The sequence below is a fragment of the Acinetobacter sp. NPDC052428 genome (assembly GCF_044547685.1).
Taxonomy (GTDB): Bacteria; Pseudomonadota; Gammaproteobacteria; order Pseudomonadales; family Moraxellaceae; genus Acinetobacter; species Acinetobacter lwoffii_G.
The window spans coordinates 1-18880 of the sequence record NZ_JBIUAT010000022.1; the positions used below are offsets into that span (position 1 = coordinate 1).

At 41.6% G+C, this 18880-nt stretch carries 20 protein-coding genes, 2 tRNA genes and 1 pseudogene; 13 read left to right on the forward strand and 10 right to left on the reverse strand.

All coding sequences use genetic code 11. From position 1 onward, the window contains the following. Together ACIG3F_RS11430 and ACIG3F_RS11435 are read left to right on the forward strand one after the other, a co-directional pair. Positions 1-114 (forward strand): annotated as a pseudogene (locus tag ACIG3F_RS11430) (IS5/IS1182 family transposase); the annotation flags it as partial. A 365-nt stretch (positions 115-479) separates the two neighbouring features. Next, positions 480-2051, forward strand: a complete 1572-nt coding sequence (locus ACIG3F_RS11435) for a sensor domain-containing diguanylate cyclase (protein ID WP_305177335.1) — start codon at positions 480-482, stop codon at positions 2049-2051. 35 nt (positions 2052-2086) lie between these two features. Here the strand turns inward: ACIG3F_RS11435 and ACIG3F_RS11440 are convergent. Then, positions 2087-2162, reverse strand: a tRNA-Arg gene (locus ACIG3F_RS11440). Positions 2163-2352: 190 nt separating this feature from the next. On the opposite strand from ACIG3F_RS11440, the gene ACIG3F_RS11445 reads away from it, so the two are divergent. The 7 genes from ACIG3F_RS11445 (at position 2353) to ACIG3F_RS11475 (ending at position 8453) form a co-directional block, all read left to right on the forward strand. Further along, positions 2353-3288, forward strand: coding sequence for an ABC transporter ATP-binding protein (locus ACIG3F_RS11445; RefSeq protein WP_253111898.1), 936 nt, complete (start codon positions 2353-2355; stop codon positions 3286-3288). Beyond that, positions 3285-4058, forward strand: a complete 774-nt coding sequence (locus ACIG3F_RS11450; protein ID WP_004279041.1) for an ABC transporter permease — start codon at positions 3285-3287, stop codon at positions 4056-4058. The genes ACIG3F_RS11445 and ACIG3F_RS11450 overlap by 4 nt, the downstream gene beginning before the upstream one ends. After that, positions 4058-4873, forward strand: coding sequence for an NADPH-dependent 7-cyano-7-deazaguanine reductase QueF (queF, locus tag ACIG3F_RS11455; RefSeq protein ID WP_004279042.1), 816 nt, complete (start codon positions 4058-4060; stop codon positions 4871-4873). The genes ACIG3F_RS11450 and queF overlap by 1 nt, the downstream gene beginning before the upstream one ends. 19 nt (positions 4874-4892) lie before the next feature. Beyond that, a complete protein-coding gene (locus tag ACIG3F_RS11460) occupies positions 4893-5546 on the forward strand; it encodes a hypothetical protein (RefSeq protein ID WP_005247485.1) in 654 nt (217 codons plus the stop codon). Between the two features lie 305 nt (positions 5547-5851). Then, a complete protein-coding gene (gene mltB / locus ACIG3F_RS11465) occupies positions 5852-6853 on the forward strand; it encodes a lytic murein transglycosylase B (protein ID WP_180039131.1) in 1002 nt (333 codons plus the stop codon). Positions 6854-7141: 288 nt separating this feature from the next. Continuing rightward, a complete protein-coding gene (locus ACIG3F_RS11470; protein WP_004279046.1) occupies positions 7142-7756 on the forward strand; it encodes a septal ring lytic transglycosylase RlpA family protein in 615 nt (204 codons plus the stop codon). Positions 7757-7997: 241 nt separating this feature from the next. Next, entirely contained in the window at positions 7998-8453 is a 456-nt protein-coding gene (locus ACIG3F_RS11475) for a DUF962 domain-containing protein (RefSeq protein WP_253138077.1), read from the forward strand. A gap of 33 nt (positions 8454-8486) precedes the next feature. On the opposite strand, the gene ACIG3F_RS11480 is transcribed toward ACIG3F_RS11475, so the two are convergent. The 3 genes from ACIG3F_RS11480 to rpsB all read right to left on the reverse strand — a co-directional run bounded on the left by ACIG3F_RS11480 (position 8487) and on the right by rpsB (position 10898). Then, positions 8487-8987 (reverse strand): DUF3465 domain-containing protein, encoded by a 501-nt coding sequence (locus ACIG3F_RS11480; RefSeq protein ID WP_396470088.1) that lies wholly within the window; start codon positions 8985-8987, stop codon positions 8487-8489. Positions 8988-9133: 146 nt separating this feature from the next. Beyond that, on the reverse strand, positions 9134-10009 hold the full coding sequence (tsf, locus tag ACIG3F_RS11485; RefSeq protein ID WP_004645608.1) for a translation elongation factor Ts: 876 nt from the start codon (positions 10007-10009) through the stop codon (positions 9134-9136). Between the two features lie 142 nt (positions 10010-10151). Then, positions 10152-10898, reverse strand: coding sequence for a 30S ribosomal protein S2 (gene rpsB, locus ACIG3F_RS11490; protein WP_004279050.1), 747 nt, complete (start codon positions 10896-10898; stop codon positions 10152-10154). A 207-nt stretch (positions 10899-11105) separates the two neighbouring features. On the opposite strand from rpsB, the gene map reads away from it, so the two are divergent. Continuing rightward, positions 11106-11933 carry a type I methionyl aminopeptidase gene (map, locus tag ACIG3F_RS11495; protein ID WP_396470089.1) on the forward strand — a complete coding sequence of 276 codons (828 nt, stop codon included), beginning with the start codon at positions 11106-11108 and terminating at the stop codon, positions 11931-11933. Positions 11934-12187: 254 nt separating this feature from the next. Further along, on the forward strand, positions 12188-13423 hold the full coding sequence (locus ACIG3F_RS11500) for a pyridoxal phosphate-dependent aminotransferase (RefSeq protein ID WP_312327995.1): 1236 nt from the start codon (positions 12188-12190) through the stop codon (positions 13421-13423). Positions 13424-13486: 63 nt separating this feature from the next. Here ACIG3F_RS11500 and ACIG3F_RS11505 read toward each other — a convergent pair whose 3' ends face one another. Beyond that, on the reverse strand, positions 13487-14833 hold the full coding sequence (locus tag ACIG3F_RS11505) for an MATE family efflux transporter (RefSeq protein ID WP_396470090.1): 1347 nt from the start codon (positions 14831-14833) through the stop codon (positions 13487-13489). 264 nt (positions 14834-15097) lie between these two features. On the opposite strand from ACIG3F_RS11505, the gene ACIG3F_RS11510 reads away from it, so the two are divergent. Continuing rightward, positions 15098-15535: a PaaI family thioesterase gene (locus ACIG3F_RS11510; RefSeq protein WP_396470091.1), complete on the forward strand. Its 438-nt coding sequence runs from the start codon at positions 15098-15100 to the stop codon at positions 15533-15535. Between the two features lie 35 nt (positions 15536-15570). Here the strand turns inward: ACIG3F_RS11510 and ACIG3F_RS11515 are convergent, their stop codons facing one another. Then, positions 15571-16026, reverse strand: a complete 456-nt coding sequence (locus ACIG3F_RS11515; protein ID WP_396470092.1) for a hypothetical protein — start codon at positions 16024-16026, stop codon at positions 15571-15573. Positions 16027-16262: 236 nt separating this feature from the next. Between ACIG3F_RS11515 and ACIG3F_RS11520 the strand changes: the two genes are divergently transcribed. After that, positions 16263-16338, forward strand: a tRNA-Asn gene (locus ACIG3F_RS11520). 187 nt (positions 16339-16525) lie between these two features. Here the strand turns inward: ACIG3F_RS11520 and ACIG3F_RS11525 are convergent. The 4 genes from ACIG3F_RS11525 to ACIG3F_RS11540 are packed head-to-tail and all read right to left on the reverse strand — an operon-like array spanning position 16526 to position 18860. Beyond that, positions 16526-17188, reverse strand: a complete 663-nt coding sequence (locus tag ACIG3F_RS11525; protein ID WP_396470093.1) for a tRNA-(ms[2]io[6]A)-hydroxylase — start codon at positions 17186-17188, stop codon at positions 16526-16528. 13 nt (positions 17189-17201) lie between these two features. Then, positions 17202-17927, reverse strand: a complete 726-nt coding sequence (gene pdxJ / locus ACIG3F_RS11530; protein WP_004645617.1) for a pyridoxine 5'-phosphate synthase — start codon at positions 17925-17927, stop codon at positions 17202-17204. A gap of 13 nt (positions 17928-17940) precedes the next feature. Next, a complete protein-coding gene (locus ACIG3F_RS11535; protein ID WP_396470094.1) occupies positions 17941-18651 on the reverse strand; it encodes a DNA repair protein RecO in 711 nt (236 codons plus the stop codon). An 11-nt stretch (positions 18652-18662) separates the two neighbouring features. Then, positions 18663-18860, reverse strand: coding sequence for an NF038104 family lipoprotein (locus ACIG3F_RS11540; protein WP_004645619.1), 198 nt, complete (start codon positions 18858-18860; stop codon positions 18663-18665). Between the last annotated feature and the right edge of the window lie 20 nt (positions 18861-18880).

An 18880-nucleotide genomic window follows, 5' to 3' on the forward strand; every position in this document is an offset into this window, starting at 1 on the left:
AATTTAGAGGAATAGCTACTCGATATGACAAGCTCAAAAGAAATTATCAAAGTTCTGTTGCTTTAGCCTGTATATTTTTATGGCTACCTTTATAGGGTTAATTATGAACAGTAAATGTCAACAGACCCTAATTTTAAAATGATTATTTTTCAAAAAATGGCAACAATTTAATCTCCCATCAAGATCAATTAACCATATTTTTGTCTGAGTATTTAATTACTTACATAAGGAAATCAAAATTATTCAATTGATTTTCTGAACGTTAAATACCATTTTTTTATTTGCAGCATAGTCAAATATTCAGAACCTTACTCAGCTTTTCAAATCCACCCTATTTACAGCCAAGCGATCTATAGATTCTCAATTTGATTAAAATAAAAACATCCACTTAATGAAAATTTAATTTTATATCAACCTTAAACATTGAATATAAATGCAATACAATGCTCATAAATACATCGAGATATATCTAATTTTTTATGTCAGCTAATAATTTTAGGAAACACCTTGATCTCAATTTAAGGCAGTTAATACTTTTATTGGCTATTTTTAGTGTATCTAGCCTTTTTATTATTTCTCTCATTATTAGCTATCAGATCGTAAAAAATCAGTTAATCGACAATTCCCTTGCCTTAAACGCTGACCATGCCCATAAAATTGCATTAAGCACAGACAACCATTTTAGAAATATGCTTCTTGAACTGGACTATAGCGCCAAGATATTAGGTCAAGACTTTAATAACAATGAACTAAGAGAAGCCGAGGTCAATAAATTAAAATATCAGTCTGAACACTATAACAGTGTCGTAATCAGTGATACCCAAGGCAGACTAATAAACTTTTCACCGAATATTCTGCATATTGATAAAAGCAAAATACAACATACTCAAGGGATTATTGACTCTCTCCATAAAAAATCGACTTATATATCTTCACCCTATTTTTCTGTGCAAAAAAACATGATCGTGTTTATATCTCAACCTATTTTTGACAAGTCAAATCACTATCAGGGCTTCATCGGTTCAGCGATTTATTTAAAAGAAAAAAATGTAATTAATCAGCTTCTAACCACTTATAAAAATTATAAGAATAGTTATATGTATGTGATTAACAATGAAAATAAAATTATTTTCCATCCGGATCGTGAACGAATTGGTCAATGGGCCAGCAATAATACTGGTCTGGAATATATGCATGCGCATAAAAATGGTCAAATTCGTTTAATCAATAGCCAGGGCACTGATAATCTGGCGGGTTTTTCTCATATTCCGACTTCAAACTGGATCGTGGTTTCCCAACAACCCACCCATGACTTACTTAAACAGGCAAATTCTATCCTTTATAAATTAGCCGCAGGATTCTTTTTATTTTATCTGCTTGTTTTTTATATTGTATGGCGGCTGTCTGATTCTATCTCGGCCCCGTTGAATCAACTGGCAGATATGGCGAGTTTGCTAAATCAGGCAGAAATCGGTTCAAAAATTAAGGATATCCAGCCCTGGTACTATGAGGTCACAAAATTCAAGTTAGCTCTACTGCTCAGTGTTCGAAAGTTTTCACAACAAATGAGCAAAATGGATCATCATATTAATACAGATCCTTTAACCGGCTTGATGAATCGTCGTGGGTTGAATTATGTCATGACTCACAACATGAAAATGAACATCCCTTTTTCAGTGCTTCTGATGGATGTGGATCATTTTAAAAACATTAATGACAATTATGGTCATGATCAAGGTGATGTTGTCTTAAAGCATATTGCCAAGACGATGCAGCAAAAATTTCGTAAAGATGATATTTGCTGCCGCTACGGTGGTGAAGAATTTATCATTATTATACCGAACAGCAATCTCACTGAAGTGTATGAAAGTGCGGAAAGGTTCAGAAAAGAGATTGCAGGTAAAGAGATTCAGAATATAGGTCACATTAGCATTTCGATTGGGATTGCTTCTTGGCCAGACAGTTCTAAAAATATTCTAGACGTTTTGAAAATTGCCGATAACAATCTTTATCGGGCGAAAGATGATGGCCGCAACTGTGTGCGATACTAATTTGATTTATTTTTCAGTTTTATAGTTTAAATAAATGGTGCGCTCAGCGGGACTCGAACCCACGCCACAGGCTTCGGAGACCTGTACTCTATCCAGTTGAGCTATGAGCGCATCTTTTTTGGATCGCGCACATCATAACAAAAAAAAGCATAAGGTAAAGCAACTATCTCTAACTTCATCATTTTTATGCTTAAGCTTTATACAATGTTCCAAAACAGCAACACAGAATTGCATGTGAATCACTTGGCTTATTTTGCGAGATCACTCACAATATCTCAACTTTTCACCATTTGAGATATTCATGACTGATGCACTGATCTTAAGGGATGTGTCAAAGACCTATCGCAATGGCTTTCAGGCATTGAAAGGGATTAACTTAAATGTACCAGAAGGTGAATTTTATGCGCTATTGGGGCCTAATGGCGCAGGAAAATCTACTACCATCGGTATTATCAGCTCATTAACAAAAAAAACCTCCGGTACAGTCGAAATTTTTGGTCATAATCTGGATACCCACCCTTCCCAGGCAAAACAGTGCCTAGGTGTAGTACCTCAGGAATTCAACTTTGCCCAGTTTGAAAAAACCTTTGATATTTTGGTGACTCAGGCAGGCTATTACGGCATTCCTAAAAAAATTGCACAGGAACGGGCGGAGCTTTATCTGACCAAACTGGGTTTATGGGAAAAGCGTGCCACTCAGGCCCGCATGTTATCGGGCGGGATGAAACGTCGCCTGATGATCGCGCGTGCCATGATGCACGAACCGAAACTGCTGATTCTGGATGAACCGACGGCTGGTGTTGATATCGAGTTGCGTCGTTCGATGTGGGAATTTTTGAACGAGATGAATGAAAAAGGCACTTCCATCATTCTGACCACACATTATCTAGAAGAAGCAGAAATGCTGTGTCGCCGTATTGCGATTATCGATCGCGGTGTGATTAAAGAAGACACCACCATGAAAAGCTTCCTGAGTCAGCTCAATGAAGAATCGTTTATTTTTGATCTGGCCGAACCGATTGAACCTTTACATCTGGATATTATCGGCGTGCGATTTAACCTGATCGATCCGATGACCTTAGAAATCACTATGGACAAGGCACATAGCATAAATGATCTGTTCCAGTTGCTGGAATCACAGAATATTCAGGTGCGCAGTATGCGCAATAAATCCAACCGTCTGGAAGAACTTTTTGTGAAAATGGTCGAGAAAAATCTGGATGGAGCTGCGCAATGAACATTAATCAGCTCAGCGTAGCTTTATATACCATTATCTATAAAGAAGTGCGTCGCTTTATGCGCATCTGGCCACAAACCCTGTTGCCACCTGCAATCACCATGAGCCTGTACTTCGTGATCTTTGGTAATCTGGTCGGCTCACGCATTGGAGAAATGGGCGGCTATAGTTATATGGAGTTCATTGTGCCCGGTCTGATTATGATGGCCGTGATCACCAACAGCTATGCCAACGTCTCGTCTAGTTTCTTCAGCTCAAAATTTCAAAAAAGCATTGAAGAACTGATTATGAGTCCTGTACCGATGCATGCCATTTTATGGGGTCATGTATTGGGTGGTGTGATTCGTGGCATATTAGTTGCGATTATTGTCAGTGCCGTGAGCTTATTTTTTGCCGATTTATACATCACCAACTGGTTTGTGACTATATATACAGTCTTGATTACTTCCCTGCTGTTTTCCTTGGGTGGTTTTATCAATGCCGTCTATGCCAAATCTTTCGATGATATCTCGATCATCCCGACTTTTGTTTTAACACCACTGACCTATTTAGGTGGTGTGTTTTATGCTATTTCGAGCTTAAGCCCATTCTGGCAAAATTTATCTTTAATTAATCCTGTCGTGTATATGGTCAATGCGTTCCGCTATGGCATTTTAGGACATAGCGATGTCAATGTTGCCATTTCACTGACAGTGATTACCTTATGTTGCGCCGTGCTGTATGCAGTGGCCTATCATTTACTCTCCCGTGGTTCAGGAATGCGTGAATAATGAGTGTAGAACAATCTCTCCTTGGTAAAGACACCAATTACCCGACAGAATATCAGCCTGATGTTCTGTTTCCGATTTCGCGCGCGCCTGCCCGTGAACAATACGCACATGTCGAAGCGATTCAGCAAGGTGCAGACTGGTGGCATGTATTTGAAATTTCCTGGTTAAATTCAACCGGTGTGCCGCAAGTGGCTATTGGCCGCATTAGCTTGCCAGCGTCTTCGCCGAATCTGATTGAATCCAAATCCTTAAAACTGTATTTCAATAGCCTGAATTTTGCCAAGTTTGAATCTCAAGATGCCTTTATCACGACGGTCGAAAAAGATTTATCTGCTGCGGCTGAAGCTGAAGTTAAACTGCAATTGTTTCAGGTCGATGAATTAGAGATCAGCAAGCCGGAAGGCATCTGCATTGACGAGCTGACACCTGAGCGCCTAGAAAATCATCCAGATGCCAGTTTATTGGCTTTGGATTCGGATGATGCAGCAGAAGGTGAAATCCAGCTGTATTCACATTTACTCAGAAGTAACTGCCCAGTCACTGGCCAGCCGGACTGGGGAACAGTTTTTATACGTTATCAAGGTAAAAAACCTTGTTATAAGAGTATTTTAGCTTATATTATTTCCTACCGTCAGCATAATGGGTTCCACGAACAATGTGTGGAGCAGATGTTTGCCGATATCTGGCAGCAACTGAAACCGGAAAAGCTGATGGTCTACGCAACCTATACACGCCGTGGTGGATTGGATATCAACCCTTGCCGTGTATCGGATTTAACATGGATGCCTCGCCCTATTCGTTTAGCGCGACAATAAAAAACATTGAGGTTGAACAATGCCATTTTTTGGGTTTATTCCTTCTGCAGAGCTTTTAAATACAATTCAGACTGCACAAAAAAACAAAAATTCAAGTGAGCCGCTTTACCCATTGCGTGATAAAACCGCATTAATGATTAATGATGAAATTATTGATGCGATTCTTACCGAGCTGGTGCGTCGCTTTCCTGCCAGCGATAAACGTGATACTGCGGAAAAACTGGCTGGCTATATCAAGTCGACTGTTGCGGTTTTACTGAAGCAGCTATTGAGTAAAGCGCCGAACGATGTGGTCAGAGAGTCAATTGCATTCTCTGAGCGCAGTCTGTTTAAAGATCCTGAAGGACATTTCCGCATTGGTGAATCACTGGATGCCAGTCTCGTGACGAATTTAAAACATCATTACGCAGAACTTAAAGCCGGTCAGAGTATCGATAAACAAGCGTTCAGTAACTTGTACAAGCAATTTGGTGAAGCGACAGTACGACATTTTATGGTCGACTTTAATAAAACCCTGGATCTTGGCATGATCAAACGCAAGGCAGCAGATATTGGCGCATCTGCAGTGATCAAGGCCATCAATATGGCAGCAGATAAAATTATTCTGAATTTGAATAAAGATGAGCTGCGCGCCATGGCCGAATATCACGACACTTTGTTCTATACAGAATAGTTTTGGATAGCATGGTTTCAAGATTTTCTACAAATCTTGAGGAATTAGCCTGACTTCAGTCAGGCTTTTTTATGATCAGTGAAATAGCTTGTTACAGATAAGCGGCTCTATAAGACAGACTGCCGTAAAAATAGCCAATCCATCGCTATTTTTGTATAAGCGGCTAGGTCTCTTATTCATCCGAATGTTATCTTTAATCTGGCACTTTAAGCCTCAGGATTGAAAAAATTTTATCAATCTTTTTCATGGCATGATTCAAATGACATCGCCAGCAACTCATCAAAAAAACTGGAAATCGTAGCAAGATGTTGAAATCGGATTTTTATAAAAAGTTTAAGCAGCTTTCAATCGCACTTACCGCATTCGGTCTCAGCAGTTTGAGTCTGGCCAACGATTTCCAATATCACCCCTCTTATGCCGCTTTTAAGCAGAACGCCATGCAGAGTTATGGGCTGAGTGCCCAGCAAGTAGATTCCGCCATGAGCGGGACGCGTAACCTGCCCAATATCATTAATATCATGAATCGCCCAGGTGAAAGTAAGCCTTGGTATTCGTATAAGACTAACTTCCTGGCTGAATCTACCATTCAGCGCGGCGTACGCTTTAAACAGCAATATGCAGAGACGCTTAACCGTGCTGAACAGCAGTTTGGTGTACCACAGGCGATCATTCTGGGCATTTTAGGCGTAGAAACCGGTTTTGGCAGCAACAAGGGCTCTTTTGTCACCCGTGATGCCCTAGCAACCTTAGGTTTTGGCTATGAACGTCGTGCCCAGTATTTTCAGGATGAACTGGCTGCTTTAATTGCCTGGTCATATAGAGATGGTGTTGCCACCTCTTCTGTGGTGGGTTCTTATGCTGGCGCTGTTGGCTATCCGCAGTTTATGCCGAGCAACATTCCCAAATTCGGCGTGGACTACGATGGCAATGGTCATATTGACCTGCGTAACTCAGCGGTAGATGCGATTGGCTCGATTGCCAACTATCTGGCACAGCATGGCTGGCAGCGTAATCAGCCGATTGCCTTTCCGGCACGTTATACCGGTTCAAATCCCGATGCCGTGATTGCCAAAGATCTGACTCAACCTATGCCTTATGGTGTGTTAAAAACGCAAGGCATCAGCCCAATGAATCCAATCGTAAAAATTGACGATCTGGATCTGGTCAATGTAATTCAATTACAAGAGAATTATGGCTCGATTTACTACATCACTTATCCAAATTTTCAAGTGATTACCACTTATAATCGCAGCCGTATGTATGCTACTGCTTTGTGGTTATTAGGTACCGAAATTACCAGCCGTTAACACTAAAAATTAATACAAATTATGAAAGTCAACATTTTTATGGATTAATTTGTGCATATTTTAAGCAATTTTAATATTATGTTACAATATTGATTATTTTTTGATCAATCATTGTTTATTTTGCGTTCTTTTTTTAACTATTTTAATTAAACACTAGACAGGGTATTGCTGGCATGAATATTATCCATTTCGTTAAATGTAGTTGCATAAGTTAAATATCAGGCATGTTTACATGGTTTTTCAGCCATTTATGAACAACCAATAGATATGCTGTTAGGAGTTGATTCGATGCATTCTTCAATTTTGAAGTCTTTTATGGCCATTGCCACGATCGTCACGCTGACGCAATCGCAGGCAGATATGGTTCCGTCATCTTCATTCACCAATGAAAATGACAATTCGCGTCTTGCAACGCGAGTACTCAATAAAGAAGCTCAAAGCTTCAATTCAAATTTCACAAATTTGAACAGCCTTTCAATCACTGAGCGTTCGGGCGATAAAGTTCGCCGTGAAACCATTGCAGCGAAAATTGAACTTCCTGCAGAAGAGCCTTCAGTGATTGAAAAACTGAATACAGTGGCTTCTAATACTGTACGTAAATTCAGTCAGACAGGTACAGCGTCTTGGTATGGTCGTCAATTCCACGGCCGTAAAACCGCAAGCGGTGAAACCTTTGACATGAACGCAATGACAGCTGCTCATCGTAGCCTGCCATTGAACTGCTATATTCGCGTAACTAACCGTAATAACGGCAAGAGCGTCGTGGTTAAAGTAAATGACCGCGGTCCTTTCCATGGTAACCGTGTTGTTGATTTATCTTACGGTGCTGCGAAACAGTTGGGTATTACCAGTGCCGGTACTGCAAAAGTCAGTATTGAACGTGTCGCTGGTCCAAATTCTTAAGATTTGACCTGCAACACATTTAACAAAGGCCACAGTAATGTGGCTTTTTTATTGTGCTCATTTTTCCAGAAGAATATAAACGCCCCTGCTCAGCCCTATCTTAAAGTTCTTTCAAGAAAATTTTGGTAGGCTCATCTTGCCTGATAAAATTCACTCGTTTGCATGATTAACTTTTGACCACACCCGGATTCTGCTTTATATTTCCAGATAAGCAAAACATGTTCATGGAATGGAGCGAAGAATGAAAACAATATCTGAATGGTTTGATGAATATAGTGACAGCCATCAAAATAAAACCAACAAGCTGATTCACTGGGTCTGCGTACCAACCATCTATTTTTCGATTATTGGCATTCTGGCGCATTTCAGCGCTTTGCTGACTACCCTGCTACTGGTTTTGGCTTTTATCTTCTATGCACGCCTGGATCTTGTTTTGGCAGTAGCGATGGCTGTATTAACTTTAGTAATGGCCTGGCTCATCCGGATTCTACCAGTCGGTACCGGTTTCTTTCTTGCCCTGTTTGTCTTGGCCTGGATTGGCCAATTTTATGGGCACAAAGTGGAAGGTAAAAAGCCTTCATTCTTCAAAGACCTCCAATTCCTCCTCATTGGCCCAATTTGGTGCATGGATGCCTATTTAGGTAAAATCCTACCGAACTGGAAATCACGCCATAACAGCGCAATTATGAGCGTTTAAACGCTATATTCGATTTATCCAATTGGAAGAACCTTATTGATAGGTTCTTCCTTGATGTTTTAACCAGCCATCGACATGTTTTCGCGCAGGGTCATGATGCGTCCAGTGAATCACTCCGCCCTTGTCACTGTATTCATATTCTCCATAAAACTCGACCTGATCCTGTCTTTGAATATTCTGAATACGCGGCGCCAGATCGATATTATGCGCAACCAGTACAGTTTGACCATTTTGTAATTCGAGGATGAACTTTTGATGGCGCGATCCTTCATGATCATCTGGCAAAATAGCAATCACCTGCCCGTTTGAACGGACCTGTAGATCACTCTGGCACTGTTGAAACGCCCGTGCAATTCGATCCAGATCATCAGTCGTTTGAGAAGGTGCTAAGTTAGGCTCTGAATGAAGTGTTTCAGTTTTAGTATCAGATGCGGATGGAATAAGTGGTTGGGATTGCTGTAGATCCAGGCCCAGATAAGCAGCAATCAACAGTGCAATGACTGCACCAATGCCCAGATTGGTTTTATTTGGCATTTTTTATAACTTTTTTATTAAATGATAAATACATTATCTGAGCTCTGTCACTAGACCCAAATCCTGCTCTTGAATTGCTGATGAAGAATAGATCAGCATAAAAAAGCCCCATCAATCAGATAGGGCTTTTTCTAATTCCTCAGGAATTATTTTGCAGCAGCTTGAGCAGCAGCAACTTCTTCAGCGAAGCTCATTTCTGCTTTTTTCTCAATGCCTTCACCAACTTCGAAACGAACGAAGTTTGCAACTGTAGTACCAGTTGCTTTAAGAACATCTGCAACTTTCTTGTCGTTGTCGATTACGTACATTTGACGCTCAAGTACAACTTCATTCAAGTATTTCTCAACAGAACCTACAACCATCTTCTCAACGATGTTTGCTGGCTTGCCTGATTCAAGTGCTTTCGCTTCAGCAATCTCTTTCTCTTTCGCGATAAGCTCAGCAGAAACACCTTCAGCATTTACAGCAACTGGGTTGAACGCAGCAACGTGCATTGCCAAACCTTTACCTGTAGCTTCATCACCAGTGTAAGAAACAACAACACCGATTTTAAGACCGTGTTTGTAAACTGCAAGGTTTTCGCCTTCAACAATTTTCGCACGACGTACTTGGATGTTTTCACCGATTTTTTGAACAAGAGCGATACGCGCTTCTTCAACAGTCGTACCATCTTCTAGTTTCAATTCAGCGATTTGAGCAGGATCAGTTACGTTTGCAGCAAGTGCAGCAGCAGCAACTTTCGCAGAGAAACCAGCAAAGTTTTCGTCTTTTGCAACGAAGTCAGTTTGACAGTTAACTTCTAGAAGAAGTGCTTTGTTGCCGTCTTGAGCAATCGTGATTGCGCCGTCAGCAGCAATGTTACCTGCTTTTTTAGCAGCTTTAGCTTGACCAGATTTACGTAGGTTGTCGATCGCCAGTTCAACGTCGCCGCCCGCTTCTGTCAAAGCTTTTTTACATTCCATCATTGCAAGACCAGTACGATCGCGCAATTCTTTAACCATGCTTGCTGTAACTGCAGTCATGTTTATCTCCTAAATTCGGTAGAAAATGAATTCTTTTTAGAACAGAAACGGCCCAGAGGAGTTCTCATGGGCCGCCTGCATACATAACGCTTACTTTGCCACCATCACATGTCGCAAAAATGACAAGCTAGCGTCAAACGCATTAAGCCTCAGAAGCTGGAGCTTCTTCTGCTTTAGCTTGTGCATTTGCTTGTGATTGAGCATATTCTTTACCAGCAAGAATCGCATCAGCCATAGCAGAAGCATAAAGAGTTACTGCACGGATCGCATCATCGTTACCCGGAATAACGTAGTCTACGTTGTCTGGGTTAGAGTTTGTATCAACGATACCGATTACAGGAATACCAAGGTTCTTAGCTTCTTTGATTGCAATCGCTTCGTGATCAACGTCGATTACGAATAATGCGTCAGGTAAACCACCCATGTTTTTAACGCCGCCTAAGCCACGCTCAAGTTTTTCCATCTCACGAGTACGCTCTAGAGCTTCACGTTTAGTCAGCTTAGCGAAAGTACCGTCTTGAGATTGAGTTTGAAGGTCTTTTAAACGGTTGATAGATTGGCGAAGTGTTTTCCAGTTCGTCAACATACCACCTAACCAGCGGTGATCTACATATGGTTGACCAGCGCGTTGAGCTTGTTCACGGATGATCGCAGAAGCTGCACGTTTAGTACCAACGAACAAAACTTTGTTCTTTTTGCTAGCCAAGTTGTTAGCAAAGTTCAAAGCATCATTTAACGCAGGAACAGTGTGCTCAAGGTTGATGATGTGAATTTTGTTACGCGCACCAAAGATGTAATCACGCATCTTTGGATTCCAGAAACGAGTTTGGTGACCAAAGTGCGCGCCAGCTTGAAGAAGGTCGCGCATGCTTACGTTGTAATCTGCCATTTTCTTTACCTTAAAGTTTGGGTTAGGCCTCCATATACCCGCATTCTCCACCCTAAAGGGCACCCAGAGTAATGTGTCGATATATGTGCGGATTTTTTTGCCTCATCGCACAAAGCCCGTGAAATTTATTCACGAAAAAGCATTTGATAAAATGGGCGGCTATTTATACCATAGTCACACACAAATTTCCAAAAGTTTTTAGAGATCATGAACAACACTTACCAAGCTCCACGTCGACTCATCAAAACCCCTGACGAAATTGAAAAAATGCGTGTGGCAGGGCGACTGGCGGCAGAAGTTTTGGATATGATCAAACCGCATATTGTTCCGGGTGTCACCACCCTGGAACTTGATACGATTTGTCATGACTATATTGTCAATCAACAACAGGCGATTCCGGCATGCTTAGGCTATGGCGCTGCACCGGGTCGACCTGCCTTCCAACATACCATTTGTACTTCTGTGAACCATGTGGTCTGTCACGGCATTCCATCAGACAGTAAAAAATTGAAAAAAGGCGACATCCTGAACATTGATGTGACCGTGATTAAAGATGGCTACCATGGTGACACCAACATGATGTACATTGTGGGTGGTGAAACTACTATTCTTGCCAACCGTCTATGTAAGGTAGCGCAAGAAGCCATGTACCGGGGTATTGAAACTGTAAAACCGGGTTCAACCATTGGCGATATTGGTCATGCCATTCAGCAGTATGTTGAATCTGAGCGTTTTGGCGTGGTACGTGAATATTGTGGTCACGGTATTGGTACAACTTTCCATGACGAACCGCAAGTGCTGCATTATGGTCAACCAGATACTGGTATGGTACTTGAAGAAGGTATGACCTTTACCATTGAGCCAATGGTCAATGGTGGTGATTGGAAAACCAAGTTACTCGGTGATAAATGGACAGTGGTCACCAAAGACCATTCATTGTCAGCACAATATGAACATACAATTCTGGTAACCAAAACTGGCGCGGAAATTTTAACAGTACGCCCGGACGAAGACTTGTCACGCTTCAGTGCATAACCACAATATCAACAACACAAAATGGTCACTTTAAAGTGGCCATTTTTATTTTATATTTCATGCATACACATGCATGACCGAGATGTAACAAATCTCTCCTCGTGTGTTCTCAGCGCATCGAAATTCAAGATAAAGTTCGGCCAATACACCATTTTTTCCTTAAAGTTTTCCAAATTCTTTTGCCCTATCTGCAACATTTTAGGCTAAGATAATGTGCTTTTTATTTTTTAATCCCTATAAGAAGGAATACTGCCGTGGACGTACGTCTCTCTGATCGTGTGAATGCCATCAAACCGTCCCCTACGCTTGCTGTGACCAACAAAGCTGCTGAACTTAAAGCTGCAGGTCATAACGTGATTGGTTTGGGCGCAGGTGAACCAGATTTTGATACCCCTCAACACATCAAAGATGCAGCAATTGCAGCGATTAACAACGGTTTCACCAAATACACCGCTGTTGACGGTACGCCAGGTCTTAAAAAAGCCATTATTGCTAAATTCAAACGCGACAATAACCTAGACTATGCAGCAAACCAGATTCTGGTTTCTTGTGGTGGTAAGCAATCATTCTTTAACTTAGCTTTAGCTTTGTTAAACAAAGGTGATGAAGTCATCATCCCAGCACCTTTCTGGGTAAGCTACCCAGACATGGTGATCATCGCTGAAGGTGTTCCTGTTATTGTGAAATGTGGTGAAGAACAACGTTTCAAAATCACTCCTGAGCAATTAGAAGCTGCAATCACGGACAAAACTCGTCTAGTGGTATTAAACAGCCCTTCCAACCCTACAGGTATGATCTATACCAAAGAAGAACTTCTTGCTTTGGCTGACGTACTTCGTAAATACCCAGAAGTATTTATCGCATCTGATGACATGTACGAACCAATCCGTTGGGATGACGAGTTCTACAACATCGCAACAGTTGCACCTGACCTTTATGACCGCACGATTGTGTTAAACGGTGTGTCTAAAGCTTATGCAATGACTGGCTGGCGTATCGGCTACGCAGCGGGCCCTGCTAAACTGATTGGTGCAATGAAGAAGATTCAGTCTCAATCGACTTCAAACCCAACTTCTATTTCGCAAGTTGCTGCTGAAGCTGCATTGAATGGTCCTCAAGACGTACTTGAGCCAATGATTGAAGCATTCAAACGTCGCCATGACCTAGTTGTGAAAGGCTTGAATGACATTCACGGTATTTCTTGCCTGCCTGCTGATGGCGCATTCTATGCATATGCCAACATCAAACCGTTGATTCGTGCCAAAGGTCTTAAATCTTGCACAGAATTCTCTGCATGGTTACTGGAAGAAACTGGTGTTGCAGTAGTTCCTGGTGATGCCTTCGGTTTAGGTGGTTTCATGCGTATCTCTTACGCTACTGCTGACGAAGTACTGGTAGATGCCCTTGCTCGTATCAAGAAAGCTGCTGATTCTATCGAAGGCGTTGATGCTGCGATTGCTTCAATCGAAGCTGAAAAAGCTGCAAAATAATCCTAGCTTGCTAGATAAAAAACCCGCGAATTTCGCGGGTTTTTTTATGTTCTCCAACATGTATTAAACAGTGAGCCGTATTCGCTTATAGCTCAAGTATTTAATAAGCAAACAAACAAAACATAGACTTGCTGCAATCGTGTACGCAATACTCAACATCCACCAAAAACCATGAATCCCCAATGCATTGCTTTGCCAATTAAACAGTGTCATTGGATGATACGCCACATACCAACCACCACCTAAGCCCACGATCAGCACGGTACTGATAAAAATAAACATCGGTCTGACAATTTCTCGCCAGCAACGTAGCATTGCCAAACTAATCACCAGTAGCGCATCAAAGATATGCATCCAACACATTAAAAAGATCAATGCCAAGGCTAATGCAATCACCTGCGCATCATTGCTAAATAACCCTACAATCCAACTATCTAAACCCCAAATAGTCAACACAACAACGATAGCTATTAGCATCACAGCCATCAGTGCCCGCTTACTGAGTTGCCATGCAGCATCAATCTGCTCCGCACCGATTTGAGTCGACACCAAAATACCGAAGGCGGATGCCATCGACATCGGCAACATAAACATCAAGCCCAATAAACCAAGCATCACCTGATGTGCATTCACTACCATGTCACCCAAAGGCAAGATCAGCAAAGCAATCGCGCTGATGGCAAATACATCCACAAAAGTCACCACCGCATTGGGCAATCCAATTTTTAAAATTTTCAACAAAGTCTGCCAGTGAAAGAAAACACCAGACCACGGGATCTTTAACTTCTGCTCAAGGAAGAAAAAATAGTAAACAAACAACAGTATCCACTGCACAATCAAATGTGCCATGAATGCACCTTCAACCCCATAGCTTGTAACATAACCCTCAATGCCATAAATCAAGACATAAGCCAAAGCCACTTTGAGCAGTAAATAGATCATATTGGCGTAGAACACGCGCTTAGCCTGCCCACAGGCTTGGGTTAAAATATATAAAATACGCAACAATAAATGCGCTGGAATCGTCCAAGCCAACAGCCACAGACATGGCACAATCAATGCCTGTAAGGCCGCATCTGCCTTTAAAAAATAAAGTAAAGGCGTCGCATGATTAAACAAGTACATCGCAACAGCAGAAATCATCAGTACAATCAAAATACTTTGCTTCACAACACGCTGGATGTCCGCATAATCCTGACGTCCATTGGCTTCTGCCAGCTCTTGCATCATGCCCTGTAACACCCCAATACCCGTTACAAAGCACAAAGAATAAACAGACAAACAGACTGCCAATGCAGCCACATGCTGAGGTGAAAAATGTGATAGAAAAATCACGTCGAACAAACTACTGAGCATAATAATGGCATTACTGAGAAAAATAGGCACCCAAAGATGCAGAAACTGTTTCATTACCCTATCACTCGATTTTTAATTCTTTTATAAGATTCGTTTTTTGTCAGATTATTTAGATCTGAGATATTTCATTAGAAATGTATACCAGTATCGTGCCATAAATTATTCTATTTCTTATTTTTTATAAAAATGACTTTACTCAGGTGCAGGCAATGCACTTCTTACAAAATAATCCGCCATTCCTATACCAGATTGCTATTATCGATGTCACAATTTTGAATTAAACCTCAACCACTCAAGAATAATGACAGGAAAAGCATAATGAACCCAAAAGAAATGAGCGGTTTAGCATTATTGGAAGCGATGCGTGATGGAAAAATCCCGACCCCGAGTATTAGTGAAACCATGTCGATGCAACCAGCAGTGATTGAAAGCGGACGTGTAGAATTTAAGGTCAAAGCTGATCATCGACATTTAAATCCGCTTGGCGGCGTCCATGGTGGTTTTGCTGCAACTGTTTTGGATACCGTGACAGGCTGCGCGATTCATACTTTACTTGAAGCAGGTGTCGGTTATGGCACCATTGATCTGAATGTAAAGATGTGCCGCCCCATCCCTCAAAATCAGCCACTGAAAGCCGTAGGAAAATCAATTAATCTCAGTAGAAATTTAGGTATTTCTGAAGGTCAGATTCTGGATGAAGAAGGTCGCCTGTATGCTCATGCCACTGCGACCTGTATGATTATTCGGACTGAATGAAATTGGTAGCCTGTACAACTCATCAGGTACTTCATTTAAATAATACTGCTTTTCACCTGCCCTGCTTCAACACATGACAAGCGTGGTCGAGTTAAGCCTTGAAACTCAAAATAATGTTTGGAAACATTGGCTAATTCCACATCTTGTGTTTGTATTGTTGAGGCTTGCCACGCTTTAGACTGATTGGTTCCCGTCAAAAGATTCCCAGAAATGGCATAGATATAAAGGTCTTTGCCTTGCTCTTTCAGATAGTCTGCATTCAGGAAAACTTCAAAGTTAAATTGACGTTCAGTTTCTACCAACCATTTTTCTGCAAACCATAATTGTAGCAAATCACCTAAATAAAGTGATTTTTGCGCCAAGGGCCATAGCGTGATATGAGCGTCTTTAACCGGGATATAATACTGTGCAGGATCGGCAATAATTTGCAGATAGTTTTCTTGATAATAAGCCAGTTGAGAGAAAATTTGAGGGATGCTGAGCGTATTCATTCGCTGTCTCCGGTTTAGCCATTTTTGTGCTGGCAAGTAGGTTTAAATCCACACTGTTTGACCATTTGGTCAAACGACTTTATGGTTTTAATCTAGCAAGTGAAATTTATTCTGACAAGTATTTTTCGTGAAATTTATGCAATTGCCTAAATTAAAAACAGACAGGCTGTATTTATAATAAATATGATAATTTTTGCTTGACCCCTGTCAAAATCTCTCTATAATCGCTTTCAGATTCTCCAATAGCTCAGTCGGTAGAGCGACGGACTGTTAATCCGCAGGTCCCTGGTTCGAGCCCAGGTTGGAGAGCCAAATTCAAGAAAGCCCACTCATTATGAAGTGGGCTTTTTTATGCTCTTAAGATTTAAAAACCTGTGATATTCAAAAATTGAAAATAAATAATTATTTTCACCCCCTCATAAATCTTGATATATAAATACACCTCTTTTCAAAATTCGAGATATAAAAAATCCCCCATAGATGGAGGATTTTTAAACTGTCACCGAGATGAAGCCGCTTGAGCCGGAACACCGCTATGGAAGCGGAACATATCATCAGGGCTTAAAATCAGATTCTTTTCCACTTCACGGATATGCTCAATACGCTCCTGAATATCCTCTTTCGGATTTTTCAGTTTCGCCGTGGTTGCCACATCCATCGCCAAAGCCAAATAGTCTTCAAAATGGCGAGATTCGGACTTGAGCAGGTAACGGTAGTAACGCGCCAGCTCATCATCAACACGCGAAGCAAGCGCGTAGAAACGCTCACAGGAACGTGCTTCCACAAAGGCACCAATCACCAAGACATCAATCAAGGCTTCAGGCTCAAAAGTGCGGATTTCCTTACGCAAACCACCAGCATAACGCCCTGCACTCAAGTTCTGCCAAGCCTGACCGCGCTTGTTCATCAATTCAAGTACTTGCTCATAATGCAGCATTTCTTCACGCACCAGCTGTGCAAGCTTCACCTGTAGATCAACAAAATAGCTATAGCGAAACATCAGGTTCATGGCCGTGCTGGCTGCTTTTTTTTCACAGTTGGCATGATCTTGCATCAAGATTTCAAGATTTTCGACCGCCATATCCAGCCATGCTTGCGGTGTTTCACAACCGAGGAAAGCAATCACCGGCTGCATCAGTTCATCATAATTAATATTCGACATAATTACTCTAATCTTAACGCGCTGACTTAATCACGGCTTTCATTTGCTGAACCGCTTGTGCCAGACCAACAAATACCGCATCCGCAATTAAAGAATGACCGATATTGAGCTCATGAATCTGTGGAATCGCAGCAATCGGCGTCACGTTATCCAAATTTAAGCCATGGCCCGCATTTACCACCAAACCTTTAGATGCAGCATATTCAGCACCTTTCACAATGCGTTCCAGTTCCGCTTGTTGCGCTTCTGGAGTTTCTGCATCGGCATAGGCGCCTGTGTGAATCTCAATCGTCGGTGCACCACAAGCAACTGCTGCATCAATTTGTGCAAAATCGGCATCAATAAATAAAGATACATCACAACCAATGGCTTCCAGCTCTTGAGTCGCGGCTTTTACAGCATCAAAATTACCCACGACATCCAGACCACCTTCAGTGGTCACTTCCTGACGTTTTTCAGGAACAAAACAAACATGCTGTGGCTTGATTTCCTTGGCAAAGGCGATCATTTCATCTGTTACCGCCAACTCAAGGTTCATACGGGTTTTTAACGCAGGACGCATACGACGCACATCGTCATCCTGAATGTGACGACGGTCTTCACGCAAGTGCAAGGTAATGCCTTCTGCCCCTGCCTGTTCGCAGATCAATGCAGCATTGACTGGGTCTGGGTACGTCGTACCACGTGCTTGTCTTAATGTTGCGACATGGTCAATATTGACACCAAGTAATGCAGCCATAATCTTTTCCTAACTACGATTGAGATTGAGAGTTTTGAATCCAGAGTTGTCGACTTTTTAATGGTCGATCACCAAGCAAGGCCGTGATCACCTGTCGATACAGTTTCGTCAGTAATTGTAACTGTTCCGGATTAAAATCCCCACCATTTTCATGCGTCAACATGCTTAAAATCTGTTGACCGGATAGGGTGGAGCGTAAGGCATTGGCCGATGGCATAAAGCCGGCATTGAGCTGAAAATAATAGTGCTGTTGTGGATCAATCTGCGCCTGATTGGCATCTACCGAAAAATCCAGACCATAACCGAGTTCTTCCAGCAAAACATGCTCAAACTGGCGCAAGATCTGTTTTAAATATAAATTTGGATTAGATTGTACGGATAATTGCTGTAATGCAGTTAAGGTCTCAGCATATTTGGCAAAAGTTTGCGGCATTTCGACTTCTAAAGGACATAACCGCAACAGGATTTCATTCAGATAAAAACCCGAAAAAAAGGCATCACCAAAAAAGAAAATCGGCTGATTGACAATTTCCAGTTTAGTAAAATTTTTGAGTTCGGATTTACCTGAAGCTTGCAAACGAATGGGCTGATATTGCGGTGGTGGCATTTGCCTGAGAATGCCGTCTACCCTGCCATATTCTTGGGTAAATAAATGCACAATATGACTGCGTTCACGGTACTTACGATGATGAATCAGATAGCCATGCAGTACTTCGTTACGCATAAGCGGGTACTTTAATCCTTATCTTTTTTTGATTTTTTATCATCTTCTTCGTCATCCCCATCCGGGATCACTGCGCCCACAACAGCCGCTGTACCTTTCACTGCGACTTTTGTGGTTTTATAAGCCACCTTGACAGGAACCGTGACCACTTTATGAATACAGCCTTGCAGAAATAAAACACATGCAACCACTGCCAACACTTTCATCATCACAGATTCCTCGAAGGGTC

Bases quoted from the DNA above. Each gene is read 5' to 3' on its own strand.
- ACIG3F_RS11435 (WP_305177335.1), top strand. From the start codon at position 480: ATGTCAGCTAATAATTTTAGGAAACACCTTGATCTCAATTTAAGGCAG.
- ACIG3F_RS11445 (WP_253111898.1), top strand. From the start codon at position 2,353: ATGACTGATGCACTGATCTTAAGGGATGTGTCAAAGACCTATCGCAAT.
- ACIG3F_RS11450 (WP_004279041.1), top strand. From the start codon at position 3,285: ATGAACATTAATCAGCTCAGCGTAGCTTTATATACCATTATCTATAAA.
- queF (WP_004279042.1), top strand. From the start codon at position 4,058: ATGAGTGTAGAACAATCTCTCCTTGGTAAAGACACCAATTACCCGACA.
- ACIG3F_RS11460 (WP_005247485.1), top strand. From the start codon at position 4,893: ATGCCATTTTTTGGGTTTATTCCTTCTGCAGAGCTTTTAAATACAATT.
- mltB (WP_180039131.1), top strand. From the start codon at position 5,852: ATGTTGAAATCGGATTTTTATAAAAAGTTTAAGCAGCTTTCAATCGCA.
- ACIG3F_RS11470 (WP_004279046.1), top strand. From the start codon at position 7,142: ATGCATTCTTCAATTTTGAAGTCTTTTATGGCCATTGCCACGATCGTC.
- ACIG3F_RS11475 (WP_253138077.1), top strand. From the start codon at position 7,998: ATGAAAACAATATCTGAATGGTTTGATGAATATAGTGACAGCCATCAA.
- ACIG3F_RS11480 (WP_396470088.1), bottom strand. From the start codon at position 8,987: ATGCCAAATAAAACCAATCTGGGCATTGGTGCAGTCATTGCACTGTTG.
- tsf (WP_004645608.1), bottom strand. From the start codon at position 10,009: ATGACTGCAGTTACAGCAAGCATGGTTAAAGAATTGCGCGATCGTACT.
- rpsB (WP_004279050.1), bottom strand. From the start codon at position 10,898: ATGGCAGATTACAACGTAAGCATGCGCGACCTTCTTCAAGCTGGCGCG.
- map (WP_396470089.1), top strand. From the start codon at position 11,106: ATGAACAACACTTACCAAGCTCCACGTCGACTCATCAAAACCCCTGAC.
- ACIG3F_RS11505 (WP_396470090.1), bottom strand. From the start codon at position 14,833: ATGAAACAGTTTCTGCATCTTTGGGTGCCTATTTTTCTCAGTAATGCC.
- ACIG3F_RS11510 (WP_396470091.1), top strand. From the start codon at position 15,098: ATGAACCCAAAAGAAATGAGCGGTTTAGCATTATTGGAAGCGATGCGT.
- ACIG3F_RS11515 (WP_396470092.1), bottom strand. From the start codon at position 16,026: ATGAATACGCTCAGCATCCCTCAAATTTTCTCTCAACTGGCTTATTAT.
- ACIG3F_RS11525 (WP_396470093.1), bottom strand. From the start codon at position 17,188: ATGTCGAATATTAATTATGATGAACTGATGCAGCCGGTGATTGCTTTC.
- pdxJ (WP_004645617.1), bottom strand. From the start codon at position 17,927: ATGGCTGCATTACTTGGTGTCAATATTGACCATGTCGCAACATTAAGA.
- ACIG3F_RS11535 (WP_396470094.1), bottom strand. From the start codon at position 18,651: ATGCGTAACGAAGTACTGCATGGCTATCTGATTCATCATCGTAAGTAC.
- ACIG3F_RS11540 (WP_004645619.1), bottom strand. From the start codon at position 18,860: ATGATGAAAGTGTTGGCAGTGGTTGCATGTGTTTTATTTCTGCAAGGC.